The 25,920-nt window shown below is 66.2% G+C and carries 23 protein-coding genes; 15 read left to right on the forward strand and 8 right to left on the reverse strand.

Annotation, left to right across the window (positions count from 1 at the left end; genetic code table 11):
- Positions 1–101: 101 nt before the first annotated feature.
- The 7 genes from lepA to pdxJ all read left to right on the forward strand — a co-directional run bounded on the left by lepA (position 102) and on the right by pdxJ (position 6,286).
- On the forward strand, positions 102–1,901 hold the full coding sequence (gene lepA, locus QMX85_RS00120; protein WP_282338076.1) for a translation elongation factor 4: 1,800 nt from the start codon (positions 102–104) through the stop codon (positions 1,899–1,901).
- The gene (lepB, locus tag QMX85_RS00125) at positions 1,902–2,759 is read left to right on the forward strand and encodes a signal peptidase I (protein ID WP_273228638.1); all 858 of its coding nucleotides are present in this window, start codon (positions 1,902–1,904) and stop codon (positions 2,757–2,759) included. It begins immediately after the preceding gene.
- A gap of 66 nt (positions 2,760–2,825) precedes the next feature.
- Positions 2,826–3,203, forward strand: a complete 378-nt coding sequence (locus tag QMX85_RS00130; RefSeq protein WP_273228637.1) for a DUF4845 domain-containing protein — start codon at positions 2,826–2,828, stop codon at positions 3,201–3,203.
- Entirely contained in the window at positions 3,200–3,889 is a 690-nt protein-coding gene (rnc, locus tag QMX85_RS00135; RefSeq protein WP_090229814.1) for a ribonuclease III, read from the forward strand. Before QMX85_RS00130 ends, rnc begins: the two co-directional genes overlap by 4 nt.
- The gene (era, locus tag QMX85_RS00140; RefSeq protein ID WP_273228636.1) at positions 3,882–4,784 is read left to right on the forward strand and encodes a GTPase Era; all 903 of its coding nucleotides are present in this window, start codon (positions 3,882–3,884) and stop codon (positions 4,782–4,784) included. Before rnc ends, era begins: the two co-directional genes overlap by 8 nt.
- 69 nt (positions 4,785–4,853) lie before the next feature.
- Positions 4,854–5,543, forward strand: coding sequence for a DNA repair protein RecO (gene recO / locus QMX85_RS00145; protein ID WP_282338079.1), 690 nt, complete (start codon positions 4,854–4,856; stop codon positions 5,541–5,543).
- Positions 5,540–6,286 carry a pyridoxine 5'-phosphate synthase gene (gene pdxJ, locus QMX85_RS00150; protein ID WP_282338081.1) on the forward strand — a complete coding sequence of 249 codons (747 nt, stop codon included), beginning with the start codon at positions 5,540–5,542 and terminating at the stop codon, positions 6,284–6,286. The genes recO and pdxJ overlap by 4 nt, the downstream gene beginning before the upstream one ends.
- A 21-nt stretch (positions 6,287–6,307) precedes the next feature.
- Here pdxJ and cmoB read toward each other — a convergent pair whose 3' ends face one another.
- From cmoB to lon, 4 genes are all read right to left on the reverse strand, one after another.
- The gene (gene cmoB, locus QMX85_RS00155; protein ID WP_282338082.1) at positions 6,308–7,276 is read right to left on the reverse strand and encodes a tRNA 5-methoxyuridine(34)/uridine 5-oxyacetic acid(34) synthase CmoB; all 969 of its coding nucleotides are present in this window, start codon (positions 7,274–7,276) and stop codon (positions 6,308–6,310) included.
- Entirely contained in the window at positions 7,273–8,016 is a 744-nt protein-coding gene (cmoA, locus tag QMX85_RS00160) for a carboxy-S-adenosyl-L-methionine synthase CmoA (protein WP_282338083.1), read from the reverse strand. Before cmoA ends, cmoB begins: the two co-directional genes overlap by 4 nt.
- A 102-nt stretch (positions 8,017–8,118) precedes the next feature.
- The gene (locus QMX85_RS00165) at positions 8,119–8,523 is read right to left on the reverse strand and encodes a protease inhibitor I42 family protein (RefSeq protein ID WP_282338084.1); all 405 of its coding nucleotides are present in this window, start codon (positions 8,521–8,523) and stop codon (positions 8,119–8,121) included.
- A 152-nt stretch (positions 8,524–8,675) separates the two neighbouring features.
- The gene (lon, locus tag QMX85_RS00170) at positions 8,676–11,072 is read right to left on the reverse strand and encodes an endopeptidase La (protein ID WP_282338086.1); all 2,397 of its coding nucleotides are present in this window, start codon (positions 11,070–11,072) and stop codon (positions 8,676–8,678) included.
- 155 nt (positions 11,073–11,227) lie between these two features.
- Between lon and QMX85_RS00175 the strand changes: the two genes are divergently transcribed.
- The 5 genes from QMX85_RS00175 to QMX85_RS00195 all read left to right on the forward strand — a co-directional run bounded on the left by QMX85_RS00175 (position 11,228) and on the right by QMX85_RS00195 (position 18,183).
- Entirely contained in the window at positions 11,228–11,983 is a 756-nt protein-coding gene (locus QMX85_RS00175; RefSeq protein WP_282338087.1) for an AraC family transcriptional regulator, read from the forward strand.
- An 89-nt stretch (positions 11,984–12,072) separates the two neighbouring features.
- Complete coding sequence (locus QMX85_RS00180; RefSeq protein WP_282338088.1) at positions 12,073–12,525, forward strand: group 1 truncated hemoglobin; 453 nt, start codon at positions 12,073–12,075, stop codon at positions 12,523–12,525.
- Between the two features lie 224 nt (positions 12,526–12,749).
- Positions 12,750–15,896 (forward strand): bifunctional proline dehydrogenase/L-glutamate gamma-semialdehyde dehydrogenase PutA, encoded by a 3,147-nt coding sequence (gene putA / locus QMX85_RS00185; RefSeq protein ID WP_282338089.1) that lies wholly within the window; start codon positions 12,750–12,752, stop codon positions 15,894–15,896.
- A 212-nt stretch (positions 15,897–16,108) separates the two neighbouring features.
- Positions 16,109–17,599, forward strand: coding sequence for a sodium/proline symporter PutP (gene putP / locus QMX85_RS00190; RefSeq protein WP_282338090.1), 1,491 nt, complete (start codon positions 16,109–16,111; stop codon positions 17,597–17,599).
- A gap of 152 nt (positions 17,600–17,751) precedes the next feature.
- Positions 17,752–18,183, forward strand: a complete 432-nt coding sequence (locus tag QMX85_RS00195; RefSeq protein WP_282338091.1) for a DNA methylase — start codon at positions 17,752–17,754, stop codon at positions 18,181–18,183.
- A 28-nt stretch (positions 18,184–18,211) separates the two neighbouring features.
- Here the strand turns inward: QMX85_RS00195 and QMX85_RS00200 are convergent, their stop codons facing one another.
- A complete protein-coding gene (locus QMX85_RS00200; RefSeq protein WP_282338093.1) occupies positions 18,212–19,129 on the reverse strand; it encodes an alpha/beta hydrolase in 918 nt (305 codons plus the stop codon).
- A gap of 162 nt (positions 19,130–19,291) precedes the next feature.
- On the opposite strand from QMX85_RS00200, the gene QMX85_RS00205 reads away from it, so the two are divergent.
- Positions 19,292–19,507, forward strand: a complete 216-nt coding sequence (locus tag QMX85_RS00205) for a VF530 family protein (protein WP_090229781.1) — start codon at positions 19,292–19,294, stop codon at positions 19,505–19,507.
- A 20-nt stretch (positions 19,508–19,527) separates the two neighbouring features.
- Here the strand turns inward: QMX85_RS00205 and QMX85_RS00210 are convergent, their stop codons facing one another.
- The 3 genes from QMX85_RS00210 to QMX85_RS00220 all read right to left on the reverse strand — a co-directional run bounded on the left by QMX85_RS00210 (position 19,528) and on the right by QMX85_RS00220 (position 23,207).
- The gene (locus QMX85_RS00210) at positions 19,528–20,682 is read right to left on the reverse strand and encodes an OpgC domain-containing protein (protein WP_282338094.1); all 1,155 of its coding nucleotides are present in this window, start codon (positions 20,680–20,682) and stop codon (positions 19,528–19,530) included.
- A gap of 412 nt (positions 20,683–21,094) precedes the next feature.
- Entirely contained in the window at positions 21,095–22,207 is a 1,113-nt protein-coding gene (locus tag QMX85_RS00215; protein WP_245728207.1) for a putative zinc-binding peptidase, read from the reverse strand.
- A gap of 238 nt (positions 22,208–22,445) precedes the next feature.
- The gene (locus tag QMX85_RS00220) at positions 22,446–23,207 is read right to left on the reverse strand and encodes a helix-turn-helix transcriptional regulator (RefSeq protein WP_090229774.1); all 762 of its coding nucleotides are present in this window, start codon (positions 23,205–23,207) and stop codon (positions 22,446–22,448) included.
- Positions 23,208–23,358: 151 nt separating this feature from the next.
- Between QMX85_RS00220 and QMX85_RS00225 the strand changes: the two genes are divergently transcribed.
- Positions 23,359–24,174, forward strand: coding sequence for a carbon-nitrogen hydrolase family protein (locus QMX85_RS00225; protein WP_282338095.1), 816 nt, complete (start codon positions 23,359–23,361; stop codon positions 24,172–24,174).
- A 140-nt stretch (positions 24,175–24,314) separates the two neighbouring features.
- Positions 24,315–25,637, forward strand: a complete 1,323-nt coding sequence (locus tag QMX85_RS00230) for an APC family permease (RefSeq protein WP_282338096.1) — start codon at positions 24,315–24,317, stop codon at positions 25,635–25,637.
- Positions 25,638–25,920 lie beyond the last annotated feature (283 nt).

A 25,920-nucleotide genomic window follows, 5' to 3' on the forward strand; every position in this document is an offset into this window, starting at 1 on the left:
GCCCGCAGGCCTGCGCGGGCGTGACGCTCGGCAGGCCTATCGGGTACACTTGCCGGCTATTTTTCGGCGGGAATCTTCCGCGGTCTTTCGAGTGTTGATCCGTGAGTGATCTGAGTCATATCCGCAACTTTTCCATCATTGCCCACATCGACCACGGCAAGTCGACGCTGGCGGACCGCTTCATCCAGATTTGCGGCGGCCTCGCCGATCGCGAGATGGAGGCCCAGGTCCTCGACTCCATGGATCTGGAGCGCGAGCGTGGGATCACCATCAAAGCCCACAGCGTGACGCTGCACTACAACGCGCAGGACGGCAAAACCTACCAGCTGAACTTCATCGATACCCCCGGGCACGTCGACTTTACCTATGAAGTCAGCCGTTCGCTGGCGGCCTGCGAAGGTGCGTTGCTGGTGGTGGATGCCGGCCAGGGCGTCGAGGCGCAGTCGGTGGCGAACTGCTACACCGCCATCGAGCAGGGCCTGGAAGTGATGCCGGTGCTGAACAAGATGGACCTGCCCCAGGCCGAGCCGGAGCGGGTCAAGGACGAGATCGAGCACATCATCGGCATCGACGCGACCGACGCGGTGGCGTGCAGCGCCAAGAGCGGCATGGGCGTGATCGACGTGCTCGAACGCCTGGTCAAGGTGATCCCGGCGCCGACCGGCGACATCGAGGCGCCGTTGCAGGCGCTGATCATCGACTCCTGGTTCGACAATTATCTGGGCGTGGTTTCGCTGGTGCGGGTACGCCACGGGCGAATCAAGAAGGGCGACAAGGTACTGGTCAAGTCCACCGGCAAGATCCATCAGGTGGACAGCGTCGGGGTGTTCACCCCCAAGCACACCAGCACCGAGGACCTCAAGGCCGGCGAAGTGGGCTTCATCATCGCCGGCATCAAGGACATCCACGGCGCGCCCGTGGGTGACACTTTGACCCTGTCGAGCACGCCGGACGTCGACGTGCTCCCCGGCTTCCAGCGCATCAAGCCGCAGGTGTACGCCGGCCTGTTCCCGGTCAGCTCCGACGATTTCGAGGATTTCCGCGAAGCGCTGCAAAAGCTGACGCTGAACGACGCCGCACTGCAGTACGAGCCGGAAAGCTCGGAAGCGCTGGGCTTCGGTTTCCGCATCGGCTTCCTCGGCATGCTGCATATGGAGATCATCCAGGAACGCCTGGAGCGCGAGTACGACCTCGACCTGATCACCACCGCGCCGACCGTGGTCTTCGAAGTGGTGATGAAGAACGGCGACACGCTCTACGTCGACAACCCGTCCAAGCTTCCCGATCTCGCCTCCATCGAGGAAATGCGCGAGCCGATCGTGCGCGCCAACATCCTGGTGCCGCAGGAACACCTGGGCAATGTCATCACTCTGTGCATCGAGAAGCGCGGCGTGCAGCGTGACATGCAGTTCCTCAGCAGCCAGGTCCAGATCAGCTACGATTTGCCGATGAACGAGGTGGTGCTGGACTTCTTCGACCGCCTGAAATCGGTGAGCCGCGGTTATGCCTCGCTGGACTACGCGTTCGACCGCTTCCAGTCGGCCAACCTGGTCAAGCTCGACGTGCTGATCAACGCCGAGAAGGTCGATGCGTTGGCCCTGATCGTGCATCGTGACAAGGCGCACTACAAAGGCCGCGCCCTGACCGAGAAAATGAAAGAGCTGATCCCGCGTCAGATGTTCGACGTCGCGATCCAGGCCGCCATCGGCGGTCAGATCGTTGCGCGGACGACCGTGAAGGCGTTGCGCAAGAACGTTCTTGCCAAGTGCTATGGCGGCGATGTCAGCCGTAAGCGCAAGCTTCTGGAAAAGCAGAAGGCCGGTAAGAAGCGAATGAAACAGGTCGGTAGCGTGGAAATTCCCCAGGAAGCCTTCCTCGCCGTACTCAAAGTGGATAGCTAGATGTCGTCGATCAATTTCCCGTTGTTGCTGGTCATCGCGGTGGCCGTTTGCGGCTTCCTCGCGCTCATCGATCTGCTGGTGCTGGCGCCGCGTCGGCGTTCTGCCATCGCGGCCTACCAGGGCAGCGTCGGGCAGGCCGATCCCGTGGTGGTGGAGCGCCTGAACAAGGAGCCGCTGCTGGTCGAGTACGGCAAGTCGTTCTTCCCGGTGCTGGCCATCGTGCTGGTGCTGCGGTCGTTCCTCGTCGAGCCCTTCCAGATTCCGTCCGGCTCGATGAAACCGACCCTTGAAGTGGGCGATTTCATCCTCGTCAACAAGTTCGCCTACGGCATCCGCCTGCCGGTGCTGGACAGCAAGGTGATCGAAGTGGGCGATCCGCAGCGCGGCGACGTGATGGTGTTCCGTTACCCCAGCGATCCCAACGTCAACTACATCAAGCGCGTGGTCGGGCTGCCGGGCGACAAGGTGCGCTACACCACCGACAAGCACCTGTTCGTCAACGACCAGCCGGTTGCCGAGCAACTGATCGGCGAGGAGCCGGGCACCCTCGGCAGCGCGGTGCTTTACAAGGAACAGCTGGGCGAGGCCGAGCACCTGATCCGCAAGGAGATGAGCCGTTACCGCGCCGAACCCGGCCGCGAGTGGACGGTGCCCGGTGGTCACTACTTCATGATGGGTGACAACCGCGACAACTCCAATGACAGCCGCTACTGGAACGATCCGAAGATTCCGAAGGACGTTCTCGGCATGGTTCCGGACCGCAATATCGTCGGCAAGGCCTTTGCGGTCTGGCTGAGCTGGCCGGATCCGAAGATGAGCAACCTGCCCAATTTCAGCCGGGTCGGTCTGATCCACTGATTCGTCGACGGCGCCTCCGGGCGCCGCTGCGTTTCCCCATCGGAATACATGACATTGAGGTCGAGCATGAAAGGTGCGCGTTCGCAGAAAGGCTTTTCGCTGTTGGGCTGGATGCTGGTCCTGGCACTTGTCGCGTTCTTCGCCAGCGCGGCGTTCAAGATGATCCCGCACTATCTCGACTACATGTCGATGGAGAAGATCATCACCTCGGTGGAAACCGAGAAGGCCTCGCAGATCCGCACCATTCCCGAGTTCTACAGCCATGTCAGCCGGGGCATGCAGATCAACAACATCCGCGACCTGAACGTCAACGATGCGGTCAAGGTCGAAGTGGTGAACAACGACTTCCGCGTTCACCTCCAGTACGAAAAACGCGAGCCGCTGATCCAGAACCTCGATCTGGTGGCCCGTTTCGATAAAGAATTTCGCGTAAGAATGCCGTGAATCCACAGTTGGCCCGTCTCGAGCGTCAGCTCGGCTACACCTTCAAGGACAGCGAGCTGATGCTCCTGGCCCTCACTCATCGCAGCTTCGCCGGACGCAACAACGAGCGTCTGGAGTTCCTTGGCGATGCGATCCTCAACTTCGTCGCCGGTGAGGCGCTGTTCGAGCGCTTCCCGCAGGCCCGCGAAGGCCAGCTGTCGCGCTTGCGCGCGCGGCTGGTCAAAGGCGAGACACTGGCGCTGCTGGCGCGCGGTTTCGACCTCGGCGAATACCTGCGTCTGGGCTCGGGCGAGCTGAAGAGCGGCGGTTTTCGTCGCGAGTCGATCCTGGCGGATGCGCTGGAAGCGCTGATCGGCGCGATCTATCTCGATGCCGGGATGCAGGCTGCCCGCGAGCGCGTGCTGGCCTGGCTCACTTCCGAGCTGGACAGCCTGACGCTGGTCGACACCAACAAGGACCCGAAGACGCGCCTGCAGGAGTTCCTCCAGTCGCGCGCCTGCGAACTGCCGCGTTACGAAGTGGTGGATATCCAGGGCGAACCGCACTGCCGGAGTTTCTTCGTCGAGTGCCAGATTTCGCTGTTGAACGAAAAGACCCGCGGGCAGGGCGCCAGCCGGCGTATCGCCGAGCAGGTAGCGGCCGCTGCCGCCCTAATCGCCCTGGGCGTGGAGAATGGCAATGAATGATGAAAGCGTGACGCGTTGCGGCTATGTCGCCATCGTCGGCCGTCCCAACGTCGGCAAGTCGACCCTGCTCAACCACATTCTCGGGCAGAAGCTGGCGATCACTTCGCGCAAGCCGCAGACCACCCGCCACAACATGCTCGGGATCAAGACCGAGGGCGCGATCCAGGCGGTCTATGTCGACACTCCCGGCCTGCACAAGAACGGCGAGAAAGCGCTCAATCGCTACATGAACAAGACCGCGTCGGCCGCCCTGAAGGACGTCGACGTGGTGGTCTTCGTGGTCGACCGCACTCGCTGGACCGATGAGGACCAGATGGTTCTCGAGCGCGTGCAGTACGTCACCGGGCCGGTGATCGTCGCGGTGAACAAGACCGATCGCCTGGACGAGAAGGGCGATCTGCTGCCGCACCTGAAGTGGCTGTCCGAGCAACTGCCCAACGCCGAGGTGGTGCCGATTTCCGCCCAGCACGGGCAGAACCTCGAGCTGTTCGAGAAACTGGTGGCCGAGCGGCTGCCGGAAAACGAGCACTTCTTCCCCGAAGACCAGATCACCGATCGTTCCAGCCGCTTCCTCGCCGCCGAACTGGTGCGCGAGAAGATCATGCGCCAGCTCGGCGCCGAGCTGCCGTACCAGATCACCGTGGAAATCGAAGAGTTCAAGCAGGAAGGCCGCATCCTGCACATCCATGCGCTGATCCTGGTCGAGCGTGACGGGCAGAAGAAAATCATCATCGGCGAGAAGGGCGAGCGGATCAAAAGCATCGGCCAGAACGCCCGCAAGGATATGGAAGTGCTGTTCGACTCCAAGGTCATGCTCAACCTCTGGGTCAAGGTGAAGGGCGGCTGGTCCGACGACGAGCGCGCGCTGCACTCGCTGGGCTACCACGACCAGTAAACCCCGCACCCTCCGGCGCCCGTGCCCGGCGCGGGCGTCCGTTTCCGAACCGCTGCAGTGTCCCCGCCCATGAGCCAGCTCGCGTTCGTCCTGCACAGTCGGCCGTATAAGGAAACCAGCGCGATGGTCGACCTGTTCACGCGCGAGCAGGGTCGTCTGCGCGCCGTGCAGCGCAGCGCCAGGGGCAAGTCGGGAAGTGGCGCGCGGCCTTTCCTGCCGCTGGACGTCGAACTGCGCGGGCGCGGCGAGCTGAAGAGCATCGCCCGCCTGGAAAGCGCCGGCATTCCCAACCTCCTGGCGGGCGAGGCGCTGTTCAGCGGCTTCTACCTCAACGAGTTGCTGATCCGGCTGCTGCCGGCCGAAGTCGCGCACCCGCAGTTCTTCGAGCACTACGCCGCGACAGTCGCGGCGCTGGCCCAGGGGCGGCCGATCGAACCGTTGCTGCGCGCCTTCGAATGGCGCCTGCTGGACGAGCTGGGCTATGGTTTCGCCCTGGACACCGACCGGCATGGCGAAGCGATCGCTGCCGACGGCATCTACCGGCTGCTCACCGACGCCGGCCTGGAGCCGATCGGCCAACTGCAGCCCGGCTCGTTCCATGGCGCCGACCTGCTGGCCATGGCCGAGGCCGACTGGTCTTCTCCCGGCGCGCTGGCTGCGGCCAAGCGCCTGATGCGCCAAGCCCTGGCGCCCCATCTGGGCGGCCGACCGCTGGTCAGCCGCGAGTTGTTCATGACCCTCAAGGAGCCTCCCAAGTGAGTGACCTCAATCGCATTCTGCTGGGCGTCAACATCGACCACGTCGCCACCCTGCGCCAGGCCCGCGGCACGCGTTATCCCGACCCGCTGAAGGCCGCGCTGGATGCCGAGGAAGCCGGCGCCGACGGCATCACCCTGCACCTGCGCGAAGACCGCCGGCACATCCAGGAACGCGACGTGCGGGTGATGAAGGACGCCCTGCAGACGCGGATGAACTTCGAGATGGGCGTCACCGCGTCGATGCTGGCGTTCGCCGAAGGCATTCGCCCGGAGCACATCTGCCTGGTTCCGGAAACCCGCCAGGAACTGACCACCGAGGGTGGCCTGGATGTCGCCGGTCAGGAAGAGCGCATCCGCGACGCGGTCGAGCGCCTCGGCCGGCTGGGCTGCGAGGTGTCGCTGTTCATCGACGCCGAGGAACGCCAGATCGCCGCCGCCAAACGCATCGGCGCGCCGGCCATCGAGCTGCACACCGGGCGCTACGCCGACGCCGAGACGCCGGCCGCCGCGGCTCAGGAGCTGCAGCGTCTGCGCGACAGCGTGGCCTTTGGCGTGGCCGAAGGGTTGATCGTCAACGCCGGCCACGGCCTGCATTACCACAACGCCGAGCAGGTGGCGGCGATCAAGGGGATTCACGAGCTGAACATCGGCCATGCCATCGTCGCGCACGCGCTGTTCGTCGGTTTCAAGGCCGCGGTGCTGGAGATGAAGCACCTGATCGTCGCGGCGGCCGGGCGCCGCTGAGGATAGCCGGGGGCCTTCAGGTCACGGCTTGCGCGCGACCAGTACCGCGCGGCGCGGCGCCGGCAGGCCCTCGACGGTACGGCGCGGGTCCCTGGGGTCGAGAAAGTCGGGCAGCGACTGGTAGCGCATCCAGTCCGTCGCGCGCTGTTCCTCGACCGAGGTGATGCTGACGTCCACGCAGCGCACGTCGACGAAGCCCGCGCGGCGCAGCCACAGCTCCAGTGCCGGCACCGACGGCAGGAACCAGACGTTGCGCATCTGCGCGTAGCGATCCTCGGGAACCAGCACCTGCTGGGCATCGCCTTCCACCACCAGGGTTTCCAGCACCAGTTCGCCGTCGCGCACCAGGCAGTCCTTGAGGTCGAGCAGGTGGTCGATGGGCGAGCGACGGTGATAGAGCACGCCCATGGAGAACGCCGTGTCGAAACCCTGCAGCTTGCCGGGCAGTTCCTCGAACGCTAGCGGCAGGTGCCAGGCGGGCAGCTCCGGCAGGTAATGCTTCATCGCCAGGAACTGGCAGAGGAACAGCCAGTTGGGGTCGATGCCGACCACCGCATCGGCGCCGGCGCCGAGCATGCGCCACATGTAGTAGCCATTGCCGCAGCCGACATCCAGCACGCGCTTGCCGGCCAGGTCCAGGTGCGGGGCGACGCGCTGCCATTTCCAGTCCGAGCGCCATTCGGTGTCCACGTGCACGCCGAACAGGTGGAAGGGTCCCTTGCGCCAGGGAATCAGGCCGCGCAGGGCGGTTTCCAGGGCGTCGCGGGCGGAATCGTCGCGCGGGCCTTCGAGACTGAACGCGTGCAGCAGGTCGACCTGCCCGGCGTGCAGCGGCGGCAGCGCCTCGACGGCGGCATACCAGCGCGGCAGGTCGCCGTGGCCGATGGCCAGCTTGGCATCGATCTGCGCCGGCAGGTCGGCGCTCCAGTCCTGCAGCGGGCTACCGGCCAACCGGGCCTGCAGGGCATCGAGGTCGAAGCGGCCGATCATGGCAGGGCGATCAGCGAGGCGAAGTTGAGGCACTGGAACCACGGCACCACCTTGCTGAAACCGGCCGCCAGCAACCGCTCGCGGTGCTGTTCCAGGCTGTCGGGCTTCATCACGTTCTCGATGGCGCTGCGCTTCTGCGCGATTTCCAGCTCGCTGTAGCCGTTGGCCCGTTTGAAGTCGAGGTGCAGCTCGTTGAGCAGGGCGTGTTCCTCGGCGTCCTCGAAACGCAGTTTTTCCGAGAGGATCAGCGCACCGCCGGGAAGCAGTGCCTGGCGGATACGGCCGAGCAGGGCGAGGCGCTGCGTCGGATCGATGAACTGCAGGGTGAAATTCAGCGCCACCAGCGACGCCGGCTGGAACTCCAAGGCGAGGATGTCGGCGTCGATGACCTCCACCGGCAGCAGTTCCTGGAACATCGAGTCCTGCGCGTGCAGGTATTCGCGGCAGCGCTCGACCATCGCCGGCGAGTTGTCGATCGCGATCACCCGGCAGCGCTCCGTGCGCACGTGGCGGCGCAGCGCCTGGGTCACCGCGCCGAGGGAACTGCCCAGGTCATAGAGCGCGGTGTCGGGCTGGGCGAACCGTGCGGCGAGCACGCCGAGGTTCTCGACGATGGTCGGGTAACCCGGCACCGAGCGCTTGATCATGTCCGGAAACACGCGCACCACGTCTTCGTTGAAGACGAAGTCCGGCACCTGCTGGACGGGCTGGGCGAAGAGGCGGTCGGGCTGTTGTTTCACGGTGGTCACTACCGGCGCTGTGCGGAAAGGCCGGCATTCTAGCCAAGCCTGAGCGAATGCCAAAGCCGGCACGCCGGCTGGCCGTATCCGGGCGGCGTGGCGTCACTCGGCGTGCAGGGCGCACTCGAAGGTCCGGGCCGGGGCGCCGTCGGCATCCCACGCCTGCTGATAACGCAGCGTCAGGAGCGCGTCGCCGGCGTTCGCCACCTGGAAGCGCCAGGTCGACTCGCCGCCGCTGCCTACCAGGTCGCCACTGTCTTCCGGGTTGGCGTAGACCTCCGGGCCGAGGCTGCGCAGCATCGCGGGAGCGGCGTCGAGCAATTGCCAGCGGTAGCCGCTGGTGGGGTCGCTGGGCAGGCTGAGCACCAGCGTCTGGCCCTGGTGCAACTTCAATGGATGGCATCGCGAAGCCTGGCTTTCTTCCAGGGTCACGGTAGCGGGCGGCTTGCCGGCGCAACCGCCGAGCAGCAGGATGGCGGGCAGGAGCAGGCGGAGCGGAACGGACATCGACGGATACCTCGAAGGGGATGCCGCCTTACTCTACCCAAAACCACGCCAGCCGGGTCGGTTCGAGCGCGCCGCCGCCCGTGCTGGAGGCGGACAGGAGCGCGACCGGCATGGCCGCGCCCGATCGTCATCACGGCGCCGGGCGCCAGCCATCAGGGGAAGAGCACGTTCGCCACATCCGCGAAGCGCTTGGCGAAGTGCACGGTGATGCCTTCCTTGAGATAGTCCGGCAGTTCCTTGAAATCGCCGCGGTTGGCTTCCGGAAGGATCAGCTCGAAGATCTTCTGCCGCCGCGCGGCGATGACCTTCTCGCGAACCCCGCCGATCGGCATCACCTGGCCGGTCAGCGAGAGTTCACCGGTCATCGCCACGCCTTTCTTCGGCGCCTGCTCGCGGGCCAGCGACAGCAGCGCGCTGGCCATGGTCACGCCGGCGCTGGGGCCGTCCTTGGGCGTGGCGCCGTCGGGCACGTGGAGGTGGACGAAGGCCTGGTCGAAGAAGGTCGGGTCGCCCTTGAACGCCTTGAGGTTCGAGCTGATGTAGCTGTAGGCGATCTCCGCCGACTCCTTCATCACCTCGCCGAGCTGCCCGGTGAGCTTGAAGCCGCGGTTGAGCGTATGGATGCGCGTGGCCTCGATCGGCAGGGTGGCGCCGCCCATGCTGGTCCAGGCCAGACCGGTGATGATGCCGACCCCGGACAGCACCTGTTCGGTACGGAAGTGCGGCATGCCGAGGGATTCTTCCAGGTCCTTGGGCGCGATCTTGATCTTCGCCTGCGGGTCGTCGAGCAGCTTGATCACCGCCTTGCGCACCAGTTTGCCCAGCTGCTTTTCCAGTTGGCGCACCCCGGCTTCGCGGGCGTAGCCCTCGATCACCAGGCGCAGGGCGGCGTCGCTGATACCCAGGCGGTTCTTCGGCACGCCGGCTTTTTCCAGCTGCTTGGGCCACAGGTGGCGCTTGGCGATGGCCAGCTTCTCCTCGGTAATGTAGCCGGACAGGCGGATCACTTCCATGCGGTCGAGCAGCGGGCCGGGGATCGAGTCGAGGGTGTTCGCGGTGCAGACGAAGAGCACCTTGGACAGGTCCAGGCGCAGGTCCAGGTAATGGTCGAGGAAGTCGACGTTCTGCTCCGGGTCGAGGGTCTCCAGCAGCGCCGAAGCCGGATCACCCTGGTAGCTCTGGCCCATCTTGTCGATCTCGTCGAGCATGATCACCGGGTTCATCACCTCGACATCCTTCAGCGCCTGCACCAGCTTGCCCGGCTGGGCGCCGATGTAGGTGCGCCGGTGGCCCTTGATCTCGGCCTGGTCGCGCATGCCGCCGAGGCTGAAGCGGTAGAACGGCCGGCCCAGGGATTCGGCGATGGACTTGCCGATGCTGGTCTTGCCGACGCCGGGCGGGCCGACCAGCAGCACGATGGAGCCGGCGATCTCACCTTTGAAGGCGCCCACCGCGAGGAACTCGAGAATGCGGTTCTTCACATCGTCGAGGCCGGCATGCTGGGCGTCGAGCACCTTGCGCGCGTGCTTGAGGTCGAGCTTGTCCTGGCCGAACACGCCCCAGGGCAGGGCGGTGGCCCAGTCCAGGTAGTTACGGGTGACGGCGTATTCCGGCGAGCCGGTCTCGAGGATGGACAGCTTGTTCAGCTCCTCCTCGATGCGCTTCTGCGCGGCCGGCGGCACGGTCTTGCCCTCCAGGCGGGCGCGGAATTCGTCGGTGTCGGCGCTGCGGTCGTCCTTGGTGATGCCCAGCTCCTGCTGGATCACCTTCAGCTGTTCCTTGAGGAAGAACTCGCGCTGGCGCTCGCCGATCTTGCGGTTGACCTCGGCGGACAGCTCCTTCTGCAGGCGCGCCACCTCGACTTCCTTGCGCAGCAGCGGCAGCACCTTCTCCATGCGCTTGAGCATCGGCACGCAGTCGAGCACTTCCTGCAGCTCGATCCCCGGCGCCGTGGTCAGCGCGGCGGCGAAGTCGGTGAGCGGGGAGGGGTCGTTGGTGCTGAAGCGGTTCAGGTAGTTCTTCAGCTCCTCGCTGTACAGCGGGTTGAGCGGCAGCAGCTCCTTGATCGCGTTGATCAGCGCCATGCCGTAGGCCTTCACCTCGTCGCGCGGGTCCGGCGGGCTCTGCGGGTAGTCCACCTCCACCAGGAACGGCGGCCGGTGGCGCTTCAGCCAGCCACGGATACGCACCCGAGAAAGCCCCTGGGCGACGAACTGCACCTTGCCGTTCTCGCGGCTGGCGCGATGGATGCGCACCAAGGTGCCGTGCTCGGGCAGGCTGCTGGTGTCGAAATGGCGGGGGTCCTCCGGCGGGTTCTCCATGAAGAACAGCGCCAGACAGTGGTGATCGGTCTTCGCCACCAGCTCCAGGGTTTCCGCCCATGGCTCCTCGTTGACGATGATCGGCAGCACCTGCGCCGGGAAGAACGGCCGGTTGTGGATCGGAATGATGTAGACCTTGTCCGGCAGGGTCTGCCCGGGCAGCGCCAGTTTTCCTTCCGAATGGATGACTTCTTCAACGAGTTCAGCGGTGATGTCCTGGTCGCTCATGGGGCACCTGTAATCCGTGTATGCAGATCTAGATGGGTCGGTGCAGCGAGGAATTCAATGGCACCGCGGTGGAACCTGCCGTCGACCGGCCGATATTGGGAAAAAAGGCGTCCTTCCAGTAGAATGCGCAAAATTTGATCAGCCGTGATCCGCCCATGCTCAAAGCCCGCCTCATGTGCCTGGATGCCCAGGCCCACGAACATGCCCATGACTATCACCAGTTGGTGATGTCCCTTTCCGGGCGCGCGGAATTCGAGGTGAACGGTGCGGGCGGCGAGGTCTGCCGGATGCGCGCCTGCCTGGTGCCGGGTGATGCCGAGCACGAGTTCGCCGGCGTGGGTGACAACCGCATGCTGATCATCGATATGGACGGCGAGGAGTCCAGCGCCGAGGATCTCCAGTTGCTCATGCGCCTGTTCGAGATTCCGCGCTACCCGGCCCTCGATCCGGACTTCCAGAACCTGCTCAACTACGCCGGCGCCGAACTCACCCGCTACGGCAGCGACCCGGCGTTGTCGCGCGCCCTCGGCGGCCTTTTGCTGCGTGCCATGCACCTGCGCCTGTTCGGCGAGCACGCGCCGCAGGTGCGCGGCCCGCTGGATCTGGAACGGCTCGACGCGCACATCCAGGACAACCTGGCGCGGCGCATCAGCGTGGCCGAACTGGCGCAGGTGGCCTGCCTCAGCCCGAGCCACTTCCACGTCCAGTTCAAGGACAGCGTCGGCCTGACCCCTCACCAATACCTGCTGAAGACCCGCCTGGACCGCGCCGCCCGGCTGTTGCGCGAAAGCCCGCTGCCGCTGGTGCGCATCGCCGGCGAGTGCGGGTTTTCCAGCCAGAGCGCGCTGACCACCGCCATGCGGCGCTACCTGGGCCTGACGCCGAAACGTCTGCGCGGCAGCGACGCCTGATCTGCCGTTCGCCGCCGAGAGTGGTTCGTTCGGCCGTGGTTTTCCCGAGAAGCATGCCCCGCTCGCACGGGCTACGTAGGAGGATCGGAATGGTGCGCATCTTTCGCCGCAGGAGAATCACCGACGCGCGCGTGCTGCTGGTGGCGCTGGGGCTGGCGCTGTCCGCGTGCGCACAGCGGCCGGCGCAGGACGAGCGTCTCTACCGCGAGCTGGGCGAGCAGGCCGGGATCACCCGTATCGTCGAAGGCATGCTGCTCAACGTCGCTGCTGACCCGCGCATCTTCCGGCATTTCCATGACGTCGACATCGTCCGCCTGCGCGACAGGCTGATCGAGCAGTTCTGTGCCGAGAGCGGCGGCCCCTGCGAGCGCGGCGACAGCGTGCAGCACATCAGCGAGGGGCTGGGCCTCTCGCCCGCGGGCTTCGGCGCGCTGGTCGAGGACCTGCGGGCGTCGATGGACGCCCAGGGCGTTCCCGGCCCGGTGCAGAGCCAGCTGCTGGCGCGCCTGGCGCCGGGGCGCGGCGACGTCGTCCGCCGCTGAGGCGGCGGTCGGCGGACGGCCAACCGCTATTGGCCGCCGCTTTCTGATCGAGTTCCTCGGGCCGGAGCTTTTCGTAAAAAGTCCGTAGCTTTGCGCAAGAACCGGCGCGGCGACTGCCACTACATTCCACCGTCCGCTCACGCGCTCGCCTGCGCCGGGTCCTTGCCCGACCGTGCACGCCTGGCAAGACCCACGAAAGCAGTCTCCACCCGAGGAGGGTCTCGATGTTCAAAGCCGCTCATGTCCTGCAGGCCGACGCACTCAATGCGTCGGCCGCCGAGTTCTTCCCCGTCATCAGCGCCAACTACGCCGTCGACGAGGCCGCCTACCTCACCGAACTCCTGCAGCTCGCCGATCCGGGCGAAGCCGGCATCGAAGCCGTTCGCCAGAAGGCCCGCAGCCTGATCGAAGACGTGCGCAGCCGCGACAACGTCGAAGACACCCTCGATGCCCTGTTGCGCCAGTACAGCCTCGACACCCACGAAGGCCTGATGCTGATGTGCCTGGCCGAGGCGCTGCTGCGGGTGCCGGACGCCGCCACCGCAGACGCGCTGATCCGCGACAAGCTGAACGCCGCCGAGTGGGAACGGCACCTCGGCCAGAGCGACAACGTGCTGGTCAACTTCGCCGCCTGGGGCCTGGTGATGACCGGCAAGGTGGTCGACCCGGAAACCGCCGATGGCCGGCCGAAGAGCGTTCTCGGTCGCCTGATCAAACGTTCCGGGGAACCGGTGATCCGCGCCGCGATGAACCAGGCGATGAAGCTGATGGGCAAGCAGTTCGTCCTCGGCCGGAGCATCTCCGAAGCGCTGAAGAACGGTCGTCCGCAGCGCGAGAAGGGCTACACCTATTCCTTCGACATGCTGGGCGAGGCGGCCCTCACCGTCGAGGACGCCGCCAAGTACATGGCCGACTACCGCAAGGCGGTGCAGACCGTCGGCGCCGAGCCGCAGGTCGGCCCCGGCCCGCGTCCGTCGGTGTCGATCAAGCTCTCCGCACTGCACCCGCGCTATGAAGTGGCGCAGCGCGAGCGCGTGCTCACCGAGCTGTTCGGCAGCGTCCGCGAGCTGGCCGTGATGGCCCGCGGGCTGAACGTCGGCATCACCATCGACGCTGAGGAAGCCGACCGCCTGGAGCTGTCGCTGGAGTTGTTCGAGAAGCTGATGCGCGACCCGGCCATCGCCGGCTGGGGCGAGTTCGGCCTGGTCGTTCAGGCGTATTCCAAACGCTGCCTGCCGACCCTGGTCTGGCTGACCCTGCTGGGTCGTGAACTCGGCGCGCGCATCCCGCTGCGCCTGGTCAAGGGCGCCTACTGGGACAGCGAGATCAAGCAGTGCCAGGTCTGGGGCCTCGACGGCTACCCGGTGTTCACCCGCAAGGAAGCCACCGACACCTCCTACCTGGCCTGCGCGCGCTTTTTGCTCTCCGAGCACACCCGCGGGGTCATCTACCCGCAGTTCGCCAGCCACAACGCGCACACCGTCAGCTGCATCCTGGCGATGGCGGGCGAGCGCGAATTCGAGTTCCAGCGCCTGCATGGCATGGGCGACGCGCTCTACGACACGGTGCTGGAGAAGCACGGCAAGAACGTACGCATCTACGCCCCGGTCGGCGCGCACAAGGACCTGCTGCCGTACCTGGTCCGCCGCCTGCTGGAAAACGGCGCCAACTCCTCGTTCGTCCACCAGTTGGTCGACCCGCGCGTCGCCGTCGAATCGCTCATCGATCACCCGGTCACCCAGCTGCGCAGCTTCAAAACCCTCGCCAACGACAGAATCCCGCTCCCGCCGGCGCTGTACGGCCAGCGCAAGAACTCCCAGGGCCTCAACATGAATATCCAGAATCAGTGGAACGAACTGGCTAACGCCTACCAGCCTTTCATCGACCGCCAGTGGCAGGCCGCGCCGGTCATCGATGGCGAGACGCTCGCCGGCAGCGCCAGCGAAGTGCGCTGCCCGTTCGACCTGAACAAGGTGGTCGGCAGCGCGCAGTTCGCCACGGCCGCCCAGGCCAAACAGGCGGTGGACGCCCTCGCGGCGTTCTGGCCGCGCTGGAACGCCACCCCGGTGGATACCCGCGCGAACGTCCTCGAGCGTCTCGCCGACCTGCTGGAAAGCAACCGCGCCGAGCTGATGGCGCTGTGCACCGTGGAAGCCGGCAAGTCCCTGCAGGACGGCATCGACGAGGTTCGCGAAGCCGTCGACTTCTGCCGCTACTACGCCCAGCAGGCGCGCCTGAAGCTCGGCCGCGAAGAGCTCAAGGGCCCGACCGGCGAGCGCAACGAACTGTTCCACGAGGGCCGTGGCGTGTTCGTCTGCATCAGCCCGTGGAACTTCCCGCTGGCGATCTACCTGGGCCAGATCGCCGCCGCGCTGGTCGCCGGCAATACCGTGCTGGCCAAGCCGGCCGAGCAGACCAGCCTGATCGCCGCCCGCGCGCTGCAGCTGATGTTCGAGGCCGGCCTGCCGAAACAGGCCATCGCCTTCCTGCCGGGCGACGGTGCCACCCTCGGCGGCGTGTTCTGCCGCGACCCGCGCGTGGTCGGCGTGTGCTTCACCGGCTCCACCGACACCGCCCGCATCATCAACCGCCAACTGGCCGAGAAGGAAGGTCCGATCGCTACCCTGATCGCCGAGACCGGCGGGCAGAACGCGATGATCGTCGACTCCACCGCGCTGCCCGAGCAGGTGGTCAAGGACGCCGTCGGCTCCGCCTTCACCAGCGCCGGCCAGCGTTGCTCGGCCCTGCGCGTGCTCTACGTGCAGCGCGACATCGCCGACCGTGTGATCGACCTGCTCAAGGGCGCGATGGCCGAGCTGAAGGTCGGCCCGACCCACCTGCGCGAGAACGACATCGGTCCGGTGATCGACGAGGAAGCCCGCGCCGGCCTGCTGGCGCACATCGCCGCGCTCAAGGACGAGGGCAAGCTGATCGCCGAAGCCAGGCTTCCGGCCGGCCTGAACGGTCACTTCGTCGCGCCGGTGGCGTTCGAGATCGGCGGCATCCACGAGCTGAAGGAGGAACACTTCGGCCCAGTGCTGCACGTGGTGCGCTTCGAGGCGGCGGACCTGGAGAAGGTCGTCGCGGCGATCAACGCCACCGGCTACGGGCTGACCCTCGGCGTGCACAGCCGCAACGAGGAAACCGCTGCGCGAATCGAGGCCCTGGCACGGGTCGGCAACCTCTACGTCAACCGCAACCAGATCGGCGCGGTGGTCGGCGTGCAGCCGTTCGGTGGCTGCGGCCTGTCCGGCACCGGGCCGAAGGCCGGCGGTCCGAGCTACCTGATGCGCTTCGCCAACGAACGCACCACCTCGATCAACACCACTGCGGTGGGCGGCAACGCCTCGCTGCTGTCGCTGGGGGATTGATCATTCGCCCCGTTTTGCCGTAGAAGGCGGGCCCGGTCCGCGAGCGCTGATTGCAGCCTTCGCGGGCCGGGCCCGTTTTCATTTCCGAGCAAGAGACCCGCGCCGCGCCAACCGCGCCGCCGGACAAGACGACACGCCTGCCTCCAGAGCGTGCTTGCGCAAACGGCCACGGCCAACCCGTGAGCCCATAACAACAACCAATGGAGCCATCAATGAGCGCCAATACCCCCATGCTGATCACGTTCGTGATCTACATCGCTGCCATGGTCCTGATCGGCCTGGTCGCCTATCTGCGCACCAAGAACTTCTCCGACTACATCCTCGGCGGTCGCAGCCTCGGCAGTTTCGTCACCGCGCTCTCCGCCGGTGCTTCGGACATGAGCGGCTGGCTGCTGATGGGCCTGCCGGGCGCCGTCTACCTGTCCGGCCTCTCGGAAAGCTGGATCGCCATCGGCCTGATCGCCGGTGCCTGGCTCAACTGGCTGTTCGTCGCCGGTCGCCTGCGCGTGCAGACCGAGCACAACGGCAACGCGCTGACCCTGCCGGACTACTTCACCACCCGCTTCGAGGACAACAGCCGCATCCTGCGCGTGTTCTCGGCCCTGGTGATCCTGGTGTTCTTCACCATCTACTGCGCCTCGGGCATCGTCGCCGGCGCTCGCCTGTTCGAAAGCACCTTCGGCATGTCCTACGAGACCGCCCTCTGGGCCGGCGCAGCGGCGACCATCGCCTACACCTTCGTCGGAGGCTTCCTCGCGGTGAGCTGGACCGACACCGTGCAGGCGACGCTGATGATCTTCGCTCTGATCCTCACGCCGGTCGTGGTGGTGCTCGCCACCGGTGGAGTCGATACCACTTTCCTGGCCATCGAGGCCAACGATCCGACCAACTTCGACGTGCTCAAGGGCGCCAGCTTCGTCGGCGTGATCTCGCTGCTCGCCTGGGGCCTGGGCTACTTCGGCCAGCCGCACATCCTCGCGCGCTTCATGGCAGCCGACTCGGTGAAGTCGATCCCCGCCGCACGCCGCATCTCGATGACCTGGATGATCCTCTGCCTGGGCGGCGCGGTTGCCGTGGGCTTCTTCGGCATCGCCTACTTCTCGGCCCACCCGGACGTTGCTGGCGCGGTCAGCGAGAACCCCGAGCGGGTGTTCATCGAACTGGCCAAGCTGCTGTTCAACCCGTGGATCGCCGGCGTGCTGCTCTCGGCGATTCTCGCCGCGGTGATGAGCACCCTGAGCTGCCAGCTGCTGGTCTGTTCCAGCGCGCTGACCGAGGATTTCTACAAGGCCTTCCTGCGCAAGGGTGCCTCGCAGCGCGAGCTGGTCTGGGTCGGTCGCGGCATGGTGCTGCTGATCGCCGTGGTCGCGATCATTGTCGCCCGTGACCCGGAGAGCAAGGTGCTCGGCCTGGTGTCCTACGCCTGGGCCGGGTTCGGCGCGGCCTTTGGCCCGGTGGTGATCTTCTCGCTGGTGTGGAAGGGCATGACCCGCAATGGTGCCCTGGCCGGCATGTTGGTCGGTGCGGTGACCGTGGTGCTGTGGAAGCAGTACGTCGGCCTCGGCTTGTACGAGATCATTCCGGGCTTCATCTTCGCCAGCCTGGCGATCCTGATCTTCAGCAAGATCGGCAGCGGGCCTACCGCCGGGATGCTCGAACGCTTCGACGCCGCCGAGAAGGAATACCAGGACGCTCACCTCTGAGGTCCTGAGCGCAGCCTTGTAACGCAGACGCACGCGGCCCGTCCCGGAAAGGACGGGCCGCTTGCATTTCGGCGCCGGCCATTCGGCGATTCGGTCGAACCCGCCCGGCGCGGCGTACGTCATCCGCAGGAGGGCATCATGGGGAGTCGGACATGGCGGCGCAGATCGGCGCGCGGGACCTGAACATCGACCTCGTCCACGGCGGCGAGGCCGCGCTGTTCAGGTGGTTGATCGCCAGCTTCCTGTTCGGCAAGCGCATCCAGGGCGAGATCGCCGCGCAGGCCTACCGGGTGATCGTCGACAGGCGTGGCCTCGATACGCCGCAGAAGCTGCGTGCCTGCAGCCATCGACGGCTCGTCGGCATGCTCGGCGAGGCGCGTTACGTGCGCTACGACGAGTCGACGGCCGAGCGTCTGCTCAGACTCTGCCGGACGCTGATGGACGAGTACGGAGGTGCGGTCGGGGCGATCCAGGCGCGCAGCGAAAACCGCGCGGCGTTCGAGAAGCGCCTGGCCCGGTTCGAGGGCGTCGGCCCCAAGACCGTGGAAATCTTCATGCGCGAGGCGGCGCCGGTCTGGTACTGAGTGCCACCGACGCCGGTTTCAGGTGGCCTTACGGGGTGCGCGCCGCCTGTGCCGGCACCTCGCCGAGCAGGCGCTCCAGCGCCAGGCGATACTGGCGCTGGCCCAGGCGCATGCTGTTGTTGTGGGTGCCGCCCTCGACCATGAGTAGTTGCTTGGGCTCGTTGGCGGCCACGAACAGCTCTTCGCTGAAGCGCGGCGAGACGTACGGGTCGTTGCTGCCGTGGACGATCAGCAGTGGCAGGCGAACCTGGGCGATCTTCTCCAGCGAGTCGAATTTCTGCGAGAGAATCCAGCGGATCGGCAGTGAAGTGTGGGCGATGCTGGCGGCCACATCGGCGAGGTTGGTGAAGGTCGACTCGATGATCAGGCCGCCGGCCTCCGGCGCCCGGCCCTCTCGCTCGGCGTCCTGGCTGAGTTCCTCGGCGAGGTCGACGGCAACCGCACCGCCCAGGGAGTGGCCGTAGATGTAGCGTTTGCCGGGTGCCGGCTGTAACTGCTCGAGGCGCTGCCAAGCGATACGCGCGTCCTGGTTGACGCTGCGTTCCGATGGCAGGTCGCCCGGGCTTTCGCCGAAGCCGCGGTAGTCGATGGCGAGCACCGAGAAGCCGAGGTCGTGCAATTGCTCGATGCGGAACAGCTGGCCGGTCAGGTTCCAGCGCGAACCGTGCAGGTAGAGCAGGGCGGGCGCATCCTCGCGGGTCGCCGGCCACCACCAGGCGTGAACGTTCTGGCCGGCGAGGAAGTCGCTGGAGTCCAGTTGCATTTCCTCCACGTCGGCGGGCAGGCCGCCGTACCAGCTGGCGGTTCCCGACTCGACCCGAAACACCAGTTCGCGCTCTTTCTGTTCCAGGTGCGCGCAGCCGATGGGCAGCGCCAGCAGCAGCGCGGCAAGCATGCACAGGCGCAGCCAGCGCCGTTTCAGCGCCTCGATCCAGCCAGCCGGCATTCGACCTCCTCGGTGGGTGAAACCTCGTTTTGGTTGACCGGGACAGCGCTGCGGCGTTTCGCCGAGGGTGTCGCGCAGGCGTTACCCGATGTTGCCTGGCGGCTCTTTCGCCCCTCGAGCCGCTCGGCTAAGGTGCGCGGATTCTTCTCCAGGACGATCCCCATGAGTTCCAACGATCCCCTTCACGGCATCACGCTGGAAGCCATCCTGCGGCAGTTGCAGGAGCATTACGGCTGGGAGGAACTGGCGCGGCGCATCGACATCCGCTGCTTCAAGAGCGACCCGAGCATCAAGTCGAGCCTGGCGTTCCTGCGCAAGACACCGTGGGCGCGGGAGAAGGTCGAAGCGCTGTTCATCCGCATGCGTGCCAGGGGCTAGACACGCACGCGGCGCGCCGATCAGCTCGGCGTGGCGGTAAGCGGCCCGGCGGCGGCCGGCGCTTTCTGAGGAGCATTGAGGCGCTTGTTGAAGTCCAGCCACAGCGCCAGCAAGGCCATCAGGACGACCCCGAGCAGGGCGGTGAAGAGGCTGGCGGCGAGGGTGTCGCCGTTCAGCGAGTTGGTGAAGTCGGCCAGCGGCGCCAGCAGCACGCCGAGGCAAAACACCTCCAGCGAGTAACGCCCCATGCGGCACAGCTGTTGCGCCGGCCAGGTTTGCAGCCAGGGGCCGCGGGCGAGCAGCAGTGGCACGCAGTAGGCCAGCGCCATGAAGTGCAGCAGGCGCACCGGGGAGAGGTCGGTCTTGCTGATCGGGTAGATCAGCTGGGCGACGCTTTCCGGGACCAGCGCGTCGTGCAGCGGCTGCCACTTCCAGGACAGCGCGACCAGTGCGCAGACCGCCAGGTAGGCCATCGACACGAAGAACAGCGCGCCGCGCCGACGCTGTGCCGGCGTGGTGGTCGGCTCGCGTTGCGCCATCACCGCCGCCGCGCCGCCGAGGACGAAGATTACCTGCCAGGCCAGCGGGTTGAAGTACCACTTCCCATCCGGCGGCAGGCCGTTGAAGTTCCAGCCGAATGCCTGCACCAGCACGTAAAGCAGCAGCGACAGTCCGACGGCCACGTCGACGCGCCTGAGCAGCAGCGGCAGCACCACCGGCAGGCTGAGCAGCAGCACGATGTACAGCGGCAGCGGGTCCATCAGGTTCGGTTTGAAGCGCAGCAGCAGTTCGTCGATGAGGGCTTGCTGCGGGTTGGCGAGGAAGTAATCGAGGCCCATCTCCTGGGAGATGTTGCGCGTTTCGATATGGTCGTTGGCGGTGAACACGATGCCCATCAGCACGGCCAGCAGAAAGATGTGCGCGACGTAGAGCACCCAGGCACGACGCAGTACCCGCAGACAGCCCACCAAGTAACCGTCGCGCTGCATGACCTTGCCGTAGGCGAGGACCGAGGCGTAGCCGGCGAGGAACACGAAGATCTCCGCGGCGTCGCTGAAACCGACGTTGCGCGGCGTGATCAGCCCGAGGACGTTCTGCGGAATGTGGTCCCAGAAAATGAAGATCAGGGCCAGCCCGCGAAAAAAATCGATGCGGTGATCACGTCCAGTATTCATTGGCGTGCGCCTCTCGTTCTGTCGCGACAGTGGGGCTGCAGGGCTCCGGCAGCCAGCCGAAAGGCGACTCTGTTTTATGGACAATGTGTTTTTCCGATTAGTGCAGGGCGTGCTCGCGCCCTCGGCGCCGGCGCTGACGAAGGGTCGACGGCGGCGCATGGGCGCGCATTCTACTAGCAAGCTTCGCGCCCGCAGGGCGTGGGAGCGCAATCGTCGGCCCTCGGGCCAATATGCCGCAGCGGCGCGCAGCGCGAAGGGCGCCGGAAAACCCCGTACTCCGCTCGTCGGAAGGGGTTTCCAGATGTGTTAAGAACGTGGGTGCGTCTCTGGCGGGAGCGGTTTCGTACCCCGGCACGGCAGGCGCGGCGCGTTGCCGTGCATCGCCTGCCGCCGTGCGCTCTGGCGCGGCGCCTCAGGCATCGTTCAGATTGGCCAGCGAGGGTGGGTTGCCGCGGGTCTGCACCACGCGGTGGATGAAGTGCAGCTTGGCGATCACCGGCGCGGGCAGGACGAACGGGTAGGTGTCCGGCTGGCCCATACTGCGGGCCAGTTCGTTGAGCATCGCGGCCATCTCGATCCAGGCGTTGACGAAGGCGATGAAGTCGTCGCCCTGTTCGTCCTGCGGGTCGTAGAGCACGTCGCGGGTGTAGGGCACGAAGTCGAGGTCGCTGTTCATCGCGGTCATGCCGAAGCCCACCGCGGTGTCCAGAGTGTCCATCATGTGCAGGTAGTGAGCCCAGGTCTCGGCCCAGTCTTCCCAAGGGTGCATGGTCGCGTAGGCGCTGACGAAGCTCTGCTGCCAGTCGGCCGGTGCGCCGTTGTCGTAGTGGCGCTGCAGCGCTTCGCCGTAGTCCAGGCGTTCGTCGCCGAACAGCCGGCGAAAGTCGGCGAGCCAGCCACTGCCCGCGATCAGGCGATCCCAGTAGTAATGGCCGACCTCGTGGCGGAAGTGCCCCAGCAGGGTGCGGTAGGGCTCGTGCAACTGCGCGCGCATGCGCTCGCGATGCGCATCGTCGGCCTCGGCGACGTTGAGGGTGATCAGCCCGCCCGAGTGGCCGGTCATCGGGTTCTGGCCTTCGGCGTCGGTTCCCAGCAGATCGAAGGCGAGGCCGGTTTCCTCGTTCTGCGCCTTGCTGATCAGCGGCAGCCCGAGGTCGAGCAACTGCGCCACCAGGCGGCGTTTGGCCGCTTCGATCTTGTGCCAGCGCTCGCCGTTACCTTCCACCGAGAGATCGGGGATGGTCCGGTTCAACTGGCAGGCGACGCACAGCGTCTGTCCGCTGGCCTGCGGCACCAGCCAGTTGCAGCCGGCCGGCATGGTCAGGTTGGCGCAGCGCAGATAGACCTGCGATTTCGGGTCGTCGGTGATGCGCCAGGTATCCGCTTCGCCGGCCGGGCTCAGCGGGACGATCTCGCCGCGATCCGGCGCGAATCCCAGCGGCGAGGAACAGGCCAGGCAGACGCTGTTGCGAAAGAACACCGCCTGCCCGCAGGCGCACTGGTAGTGGGCTTTTTCGCCGATCAGGCGGGTCTTGCGCGGGCCGTTGCGATGGCTGGTGACGGAGTAGGCAGCTGACACGATAAGGTCCATCCGGGTTCGAGGTAGGTGAGTGCTGAGCCTGGTGCACTCGGAAACGGCGGTCGCATTGCGGCGGTTTCTTTCGCTTCCAGCGAAATCCACCCGGCCGTTCTGCGCCGTATTTCCGGGGCTGCACACTAGATCGCGGCGTCACGACACTGGTTCAGCGCCGCCAGTCGGCGGCTCAGGCGTCCTGCGCCTTGAGCAGCAGGGAAAACAATTCGGAGTGCGATTTGATACCGAGCTTGCTGTAGATGTGCTTGCGGTGGACTTTCACGGTTTCCGCGGAAATCTCCAGCTTGCGCGCGATCTCCTTGCCGGAGTGGCCGCTGAGCATCAGCCGCGCGACGTCCAGTTCGCGCTGGGTGAGCTGCTGCGCCAGGCGCGACTGCCAGTCCGGTTCGGCCGTCTCGGCACGCGGCAGCGCCTCGAAATGCCGGCGCTGCGCCAGCAGCGCACCGAGCCACGGGCTCAGAAGGCCCAGCAGCGCGGTCTGCTCGGGGCTGAACGGGCGGTGCGAGCCGAGCGACAGGCAAAGCACCCGATGCTCGTCCAGCTGCACGTTGAGCTGAACCTCGTCGGCGACCACGTTGAGGCTGAAATAGCGCTGGTAGTAGTCGGTCTGCTCGAAGCACTCCGGCGCCACGTCGGCCAGGCGAAACAGTCCGCTGGCGGGGTTTTCCCGCGCGGCGATGTAGAACGGGTCGAGCAGGTAGAGGCCCTTGAGATAGTCCTGGAACAGCGGGTCGACGCCGCCGTCCGCGCCCGGGCTCTCGGCGAACACCTGCGGGCGGCCGGCGCCGAACAGCAGCACCACCCAGCTATCGAACGGCAGGTAGCGGCGCAGCAGGCGGATCAGCAGCGTCCAGAAATTCGGCTTGTCGAGCGCCGCGATCAACTGCCCGACATCGCGGTGCCAGGCCACATCCTGCAAGGTCAGCGTCATACTTCTACCCCCGATGGGTTACCTCATGCGCGTGATTATGCGGCCGCGAGACGCACCGCATACTCAGGCCATCCCGACTGGGCGAGGGCTGCATTCTGCCCCTTCGCCGCGCCCCGGTCATGCACCGGGGACCAACTTCCCAGGAGCATCGATGAAGGTCGAACTGGTTCAGCTCGCCGGCCGTGACGGCGACACCGCGTACAACCTGGCGCGCACGCTGCAGGCCATCGCCAACAGCGCCCCGGATACCCAGTTGCTGGTGTTCCCGGAAACCCACCTCACAGGCTTTCCCACCGCCGACAACATCGCCGAGCTGGCCGAGCCGCTGGACGGGCCGAGCATCCAGGCGGTACAGCGCGCGGCAGGCGAGCGCGGCGTGGCGGTGGTGCTGGGCATCGCCGAGACCGATGCCGGGCAGTTCTACAACACCACGCTGCTGATCACCCCGCAGGGCATCGCGCTGCGCTACCGCAAGACCCACCTCTGGGCCTCCGATCGCGGCGTGTTCAGCCCCGGTGACCGCTACGCCACCTGCGAGTGGAACGGCCTGCGCATCGGCCTGCTGATCTGCTACGACATCGAGTTCCCCGAGTCCGCCCGCGCCCTGGCCCAGCTCGGCGCCGAGCTGCTGGTGATCACCAACGGCAACATGGACCCCTACGGCCCGGTACATCGCACCGCGATCATGGCCCGCGCGATGGAAAACCAGGCCTACGCGGTGATGGTCAATCGCGTCGGCGAGGGCGACGGCGGGCTGACCTTCGCCGGTGGCAGCGCGGTGGTCGATCCGTTCGGCACCCTGCTCTGCGAAGCCGGCCGCGACGAATGCCGGCAGATTCTCGAGCTCGACCTCGACCGCCTGCAGGCCGCCCGCGGCGATTACCGCTACCTCGACGAGCGCCGCATGCGCCTGCCCGGTGAGCTGATCGAACACGCCGATGGCCGCCGGGAGCTGCTGATTCCCTGACAACGGCTCGATCCGAAACTCCGCCGGCACAGGCTGCGTGACGTGTTCCGCAGCCCGGTCAGAGCGGGGTTCGCCTTCCTTTTTGCTTCCAGCCGGCTTCCGGCGCTCTGCCAAAACACAACTAAAGGAGAAGAGAAGTTATGGCCCGTCTGCAAAGAACCCTGTCACTGGGTTCGGTGGTGCTGTTCGGCATCGCCTACATGACCCCGATCATCGTCCTCGGCACCTTCGGCATCCTCGCCGACGTCACCCAGGGCCAGGTCCCCGCGGCGTACCTGGCGGCTTCCGTCGCCATGCTGTTCACCGCCCTCAGCTACGCCCGCATGGCCCGCGCCTTCCCGCAGGCCGGTTCGGCGTACACCTACGTGCGCAAGTCGATCAGCGCGAAGCTCGGCTTCATCGCCGGCTGGGCAATCCTGCTCGACTACCTGTTCCTGCCGATGGCGATCTGGCTGATCGGCGCCTCCTACTTGCACTCGGCCTTCCCGGCGGTGCCGCAGGCGTTGTGGGTGCTCGCCTTCATCGGCGTCACCACGCTGATCAACGTGGTCGGCCTGAAGCTCGCCAACGGCATCAACAGCCTGCTGATGCTGGTGCAACTGCTGGTGCTGGCGGCGTTCGTCGTGCTCTGCGTGCATTACGTGCTGGGCGACGGCAGCCAGCCGCTGTTCACCCTGGAGCCGTTCCTCGGCGCCGGTGCCTCGCTGCCGCTGGTGATGGGCGGCGCGGCGATCGCCTGCTACTCGTTCCTCGGCTTCGATGCGGTGAGCACCCTCAGCGAGGAAACCCGCGACCCGCAGCGCACCATTCCGCGGGCGATCCTGCTGATCACGCTGCTCGGCGGGCTGATCTTCATCGCCGTGTCCTACTTCGTGCAGCTGGCGCACCCGTCGATCCAGTTCGAGAGCGTCGATTCGGCGGCCTACGAGATCGCCAGGAACATCGGCGGCGATGTCTTCGTCACTATCTTCCTGATCGGTCTGATCGTCGGTCAGTTCACCTCCGGGCTGTCGGCCCAGGCCAGCGCGTCGCGCTTGATCTATGCGATGGGCCGCGACGGCGTGCTGCCCAAGGGTCTGTTCGGCACGCTCAGCGCGCGCTTTGGCACGCCGGTGAACAGCCTTCTGCTGTGCGGCGTCGTCGCGCTGCTGGCGCTTAAACTGGACGTGACTACCTCGACCTCGTTCATCAACTTCGGTGCCTTCCTGGCCTTCGCCCTGGTCAACCTGGCGGTGATAGGCCACTACTTCATCGGTGCGAGCCAGCGCGGACCGAAGGAAATCTTCTCCTACCTGCTGCTGCCGCTGATCGGCATGCTCGCCGACCTCTGGCTGATGGCCAACCTCGACCGCATGGCGATCATCCTTGGCCTGACCTGGCTGGCGATTGGGGTGATCTACCTGGTCAAGCTCACCGGCGGCTTCCGCCGCCAGCCGCCGGAGATGGATTTCAGCGAGGCGTGATGGGCGGCCTCGGGTTTCGCCGAGGCTGCGGAATTCGCCTTGGGTGCGCCCGGTGGGTTACGCGGGGAGGGTCCGAAGGGAAATCTTCGGCCTCGGCGTGCCGCTAACCCACCCTACGTTTGCGGTGGGCATGAACCGTAGGGTGGGTAAAGGCGCCTGCTGGTCGATTCGGTCACCGAAGAAAGCCCCTGCGTCGCAACCCACGCGGATGCGAAGGTTCGCCTGGCTCCGCCCGGTGGGTTACGCGGGGAGGGTCCGAAGGGAAATCTTCGGCCCCGGCGTG

It is taken from the genome of Pseudomonas sp. PS02288 (assembly GCF_029959715.1).
Lineage (GTDB): Bacteria > Pseudomonadota > Gammaproteobacteria > Pseudomonadales > Pseudomonadaceae > Pseudomonas_O > Pseudomonas_O kuykendallii.

Coding starts and splice junctions, on each gene's coding strand:
- era (WP_273228636.1), top strand. CDS start 3,882: ATGAATGATGAAAGCGTGACGCGTTGCGGCTATGTCGCCATCGTCGGC.
- lepB (WP_273228638.1), top strand. CDS start 1,902: ATGTCGTCGATCAATTTCCCGTTGTTGCTGGTCATCGCGGTGGCCGTT.
- QMX85_RS00180 (WP_282338088.1), top strand. CDS start 12,073: ATGGTGCGCATCTTTCGCCGCAGGAGAATCACCGACGCGCGCGTGCTG.
- cmoB (WP_282338082.1), bottom strand. CDS start 7,276: ATGATCGGCCGCTTCGACCTCGATGCCCTGCAGGCCCGGTTGGCCGGT.
- QMX85_RS00200 (WP_282338093.1), bottom strand. CDS start 19,129: ATGCCGGCTGGCTGGATCGAGGCGCTGAAACGGCGCTGGCTGCGCCTG.
- QMX85_RS00130 (WP_273228637.1), top strand. CDS start 2,826: ATGAAAGGTGCGCGTTCGCAGAAAGGCTTTTCGCTGTTGGGCTGGATG.
- putP (WP_282338090.1), top strand. CDS start 16,109: ATGAGCGCCAATACCCCCATGCTGATCACGTTCGTGATCTACATCGCT.
- lon (WP_282338086.1), bottom strand. CDS start 11,072: ATGAGCGACCAGGACATCACCGCTGAACTCGTTGAAGAAGTCATCCAT.
- QMX85_RS00205 (WP_090229781.1), top strand. CDS start 19,292: ATGAGTTCCAACGATCCCCTTCACGGCATCACGCTGGAAGCCATCCTG.
- QMX85_RS00165 (WP_282338084.1), bottom strand. CDS start 8,523: ATGTCCGTTCCGCTCCGCCTGCTCCTGCCCGCCATCCTGCTGCTCGGC.
- QMX85_RS00230 (WP_282338096.1), top strand. CDS start 24,315: ATGGCCCGTCTGCAAAGAACCCTGTCACTGGGTTCGGTGGTGCTGTTC.
- QMX85_RS00210 (WP_282338094.1), bottom strand. CDS start 20,682: ATGAATACTGGACGTGATCACCGCATCGATTTTTTTCGCGGGCTGGCC.
- QMX85_RS00195 (WP_282338091.1), top strand. CDS start 17,752: ATGGCGGCGCAGATCGGCGCGCGGGACCTGAACATCGACCTCGTCCAC.
- QMX85_RS00225 (WP_282338095.1), top strand. CDS start 23,359: ATGAAGGTCGAACTGGTTCAGCTCGCCGGCCGTGACGGCGACACCGCG.
- putA (WP_282338089.1), top strand. CDS start 12,750: ATGTTCAAAGCCGCTCATGTCCTGCAGGCCGACGCACTCAATGCGTCG.
- QMX85_RS00220 (WP_090229774.1), bottom strand. CDS start 23,207: ATGACGCTGACCTTGCAGGATGTGGCCTGGCACCGCGATGTCGGGCAG.
- recO (WP_282338079.1), top strand. CDS start 4,854: ATGAGCCAGCTCGCGTTCGTCCTGCACAGTCGGCCGTATAAGGAAACC.
- QMX85_RS00175 (WP_282338087.1), top strand. CDS start 11,228: ATGCTCAAAGCCCGCCTCATGTGCCTGGATGCCCAGGCCCACGAACAT.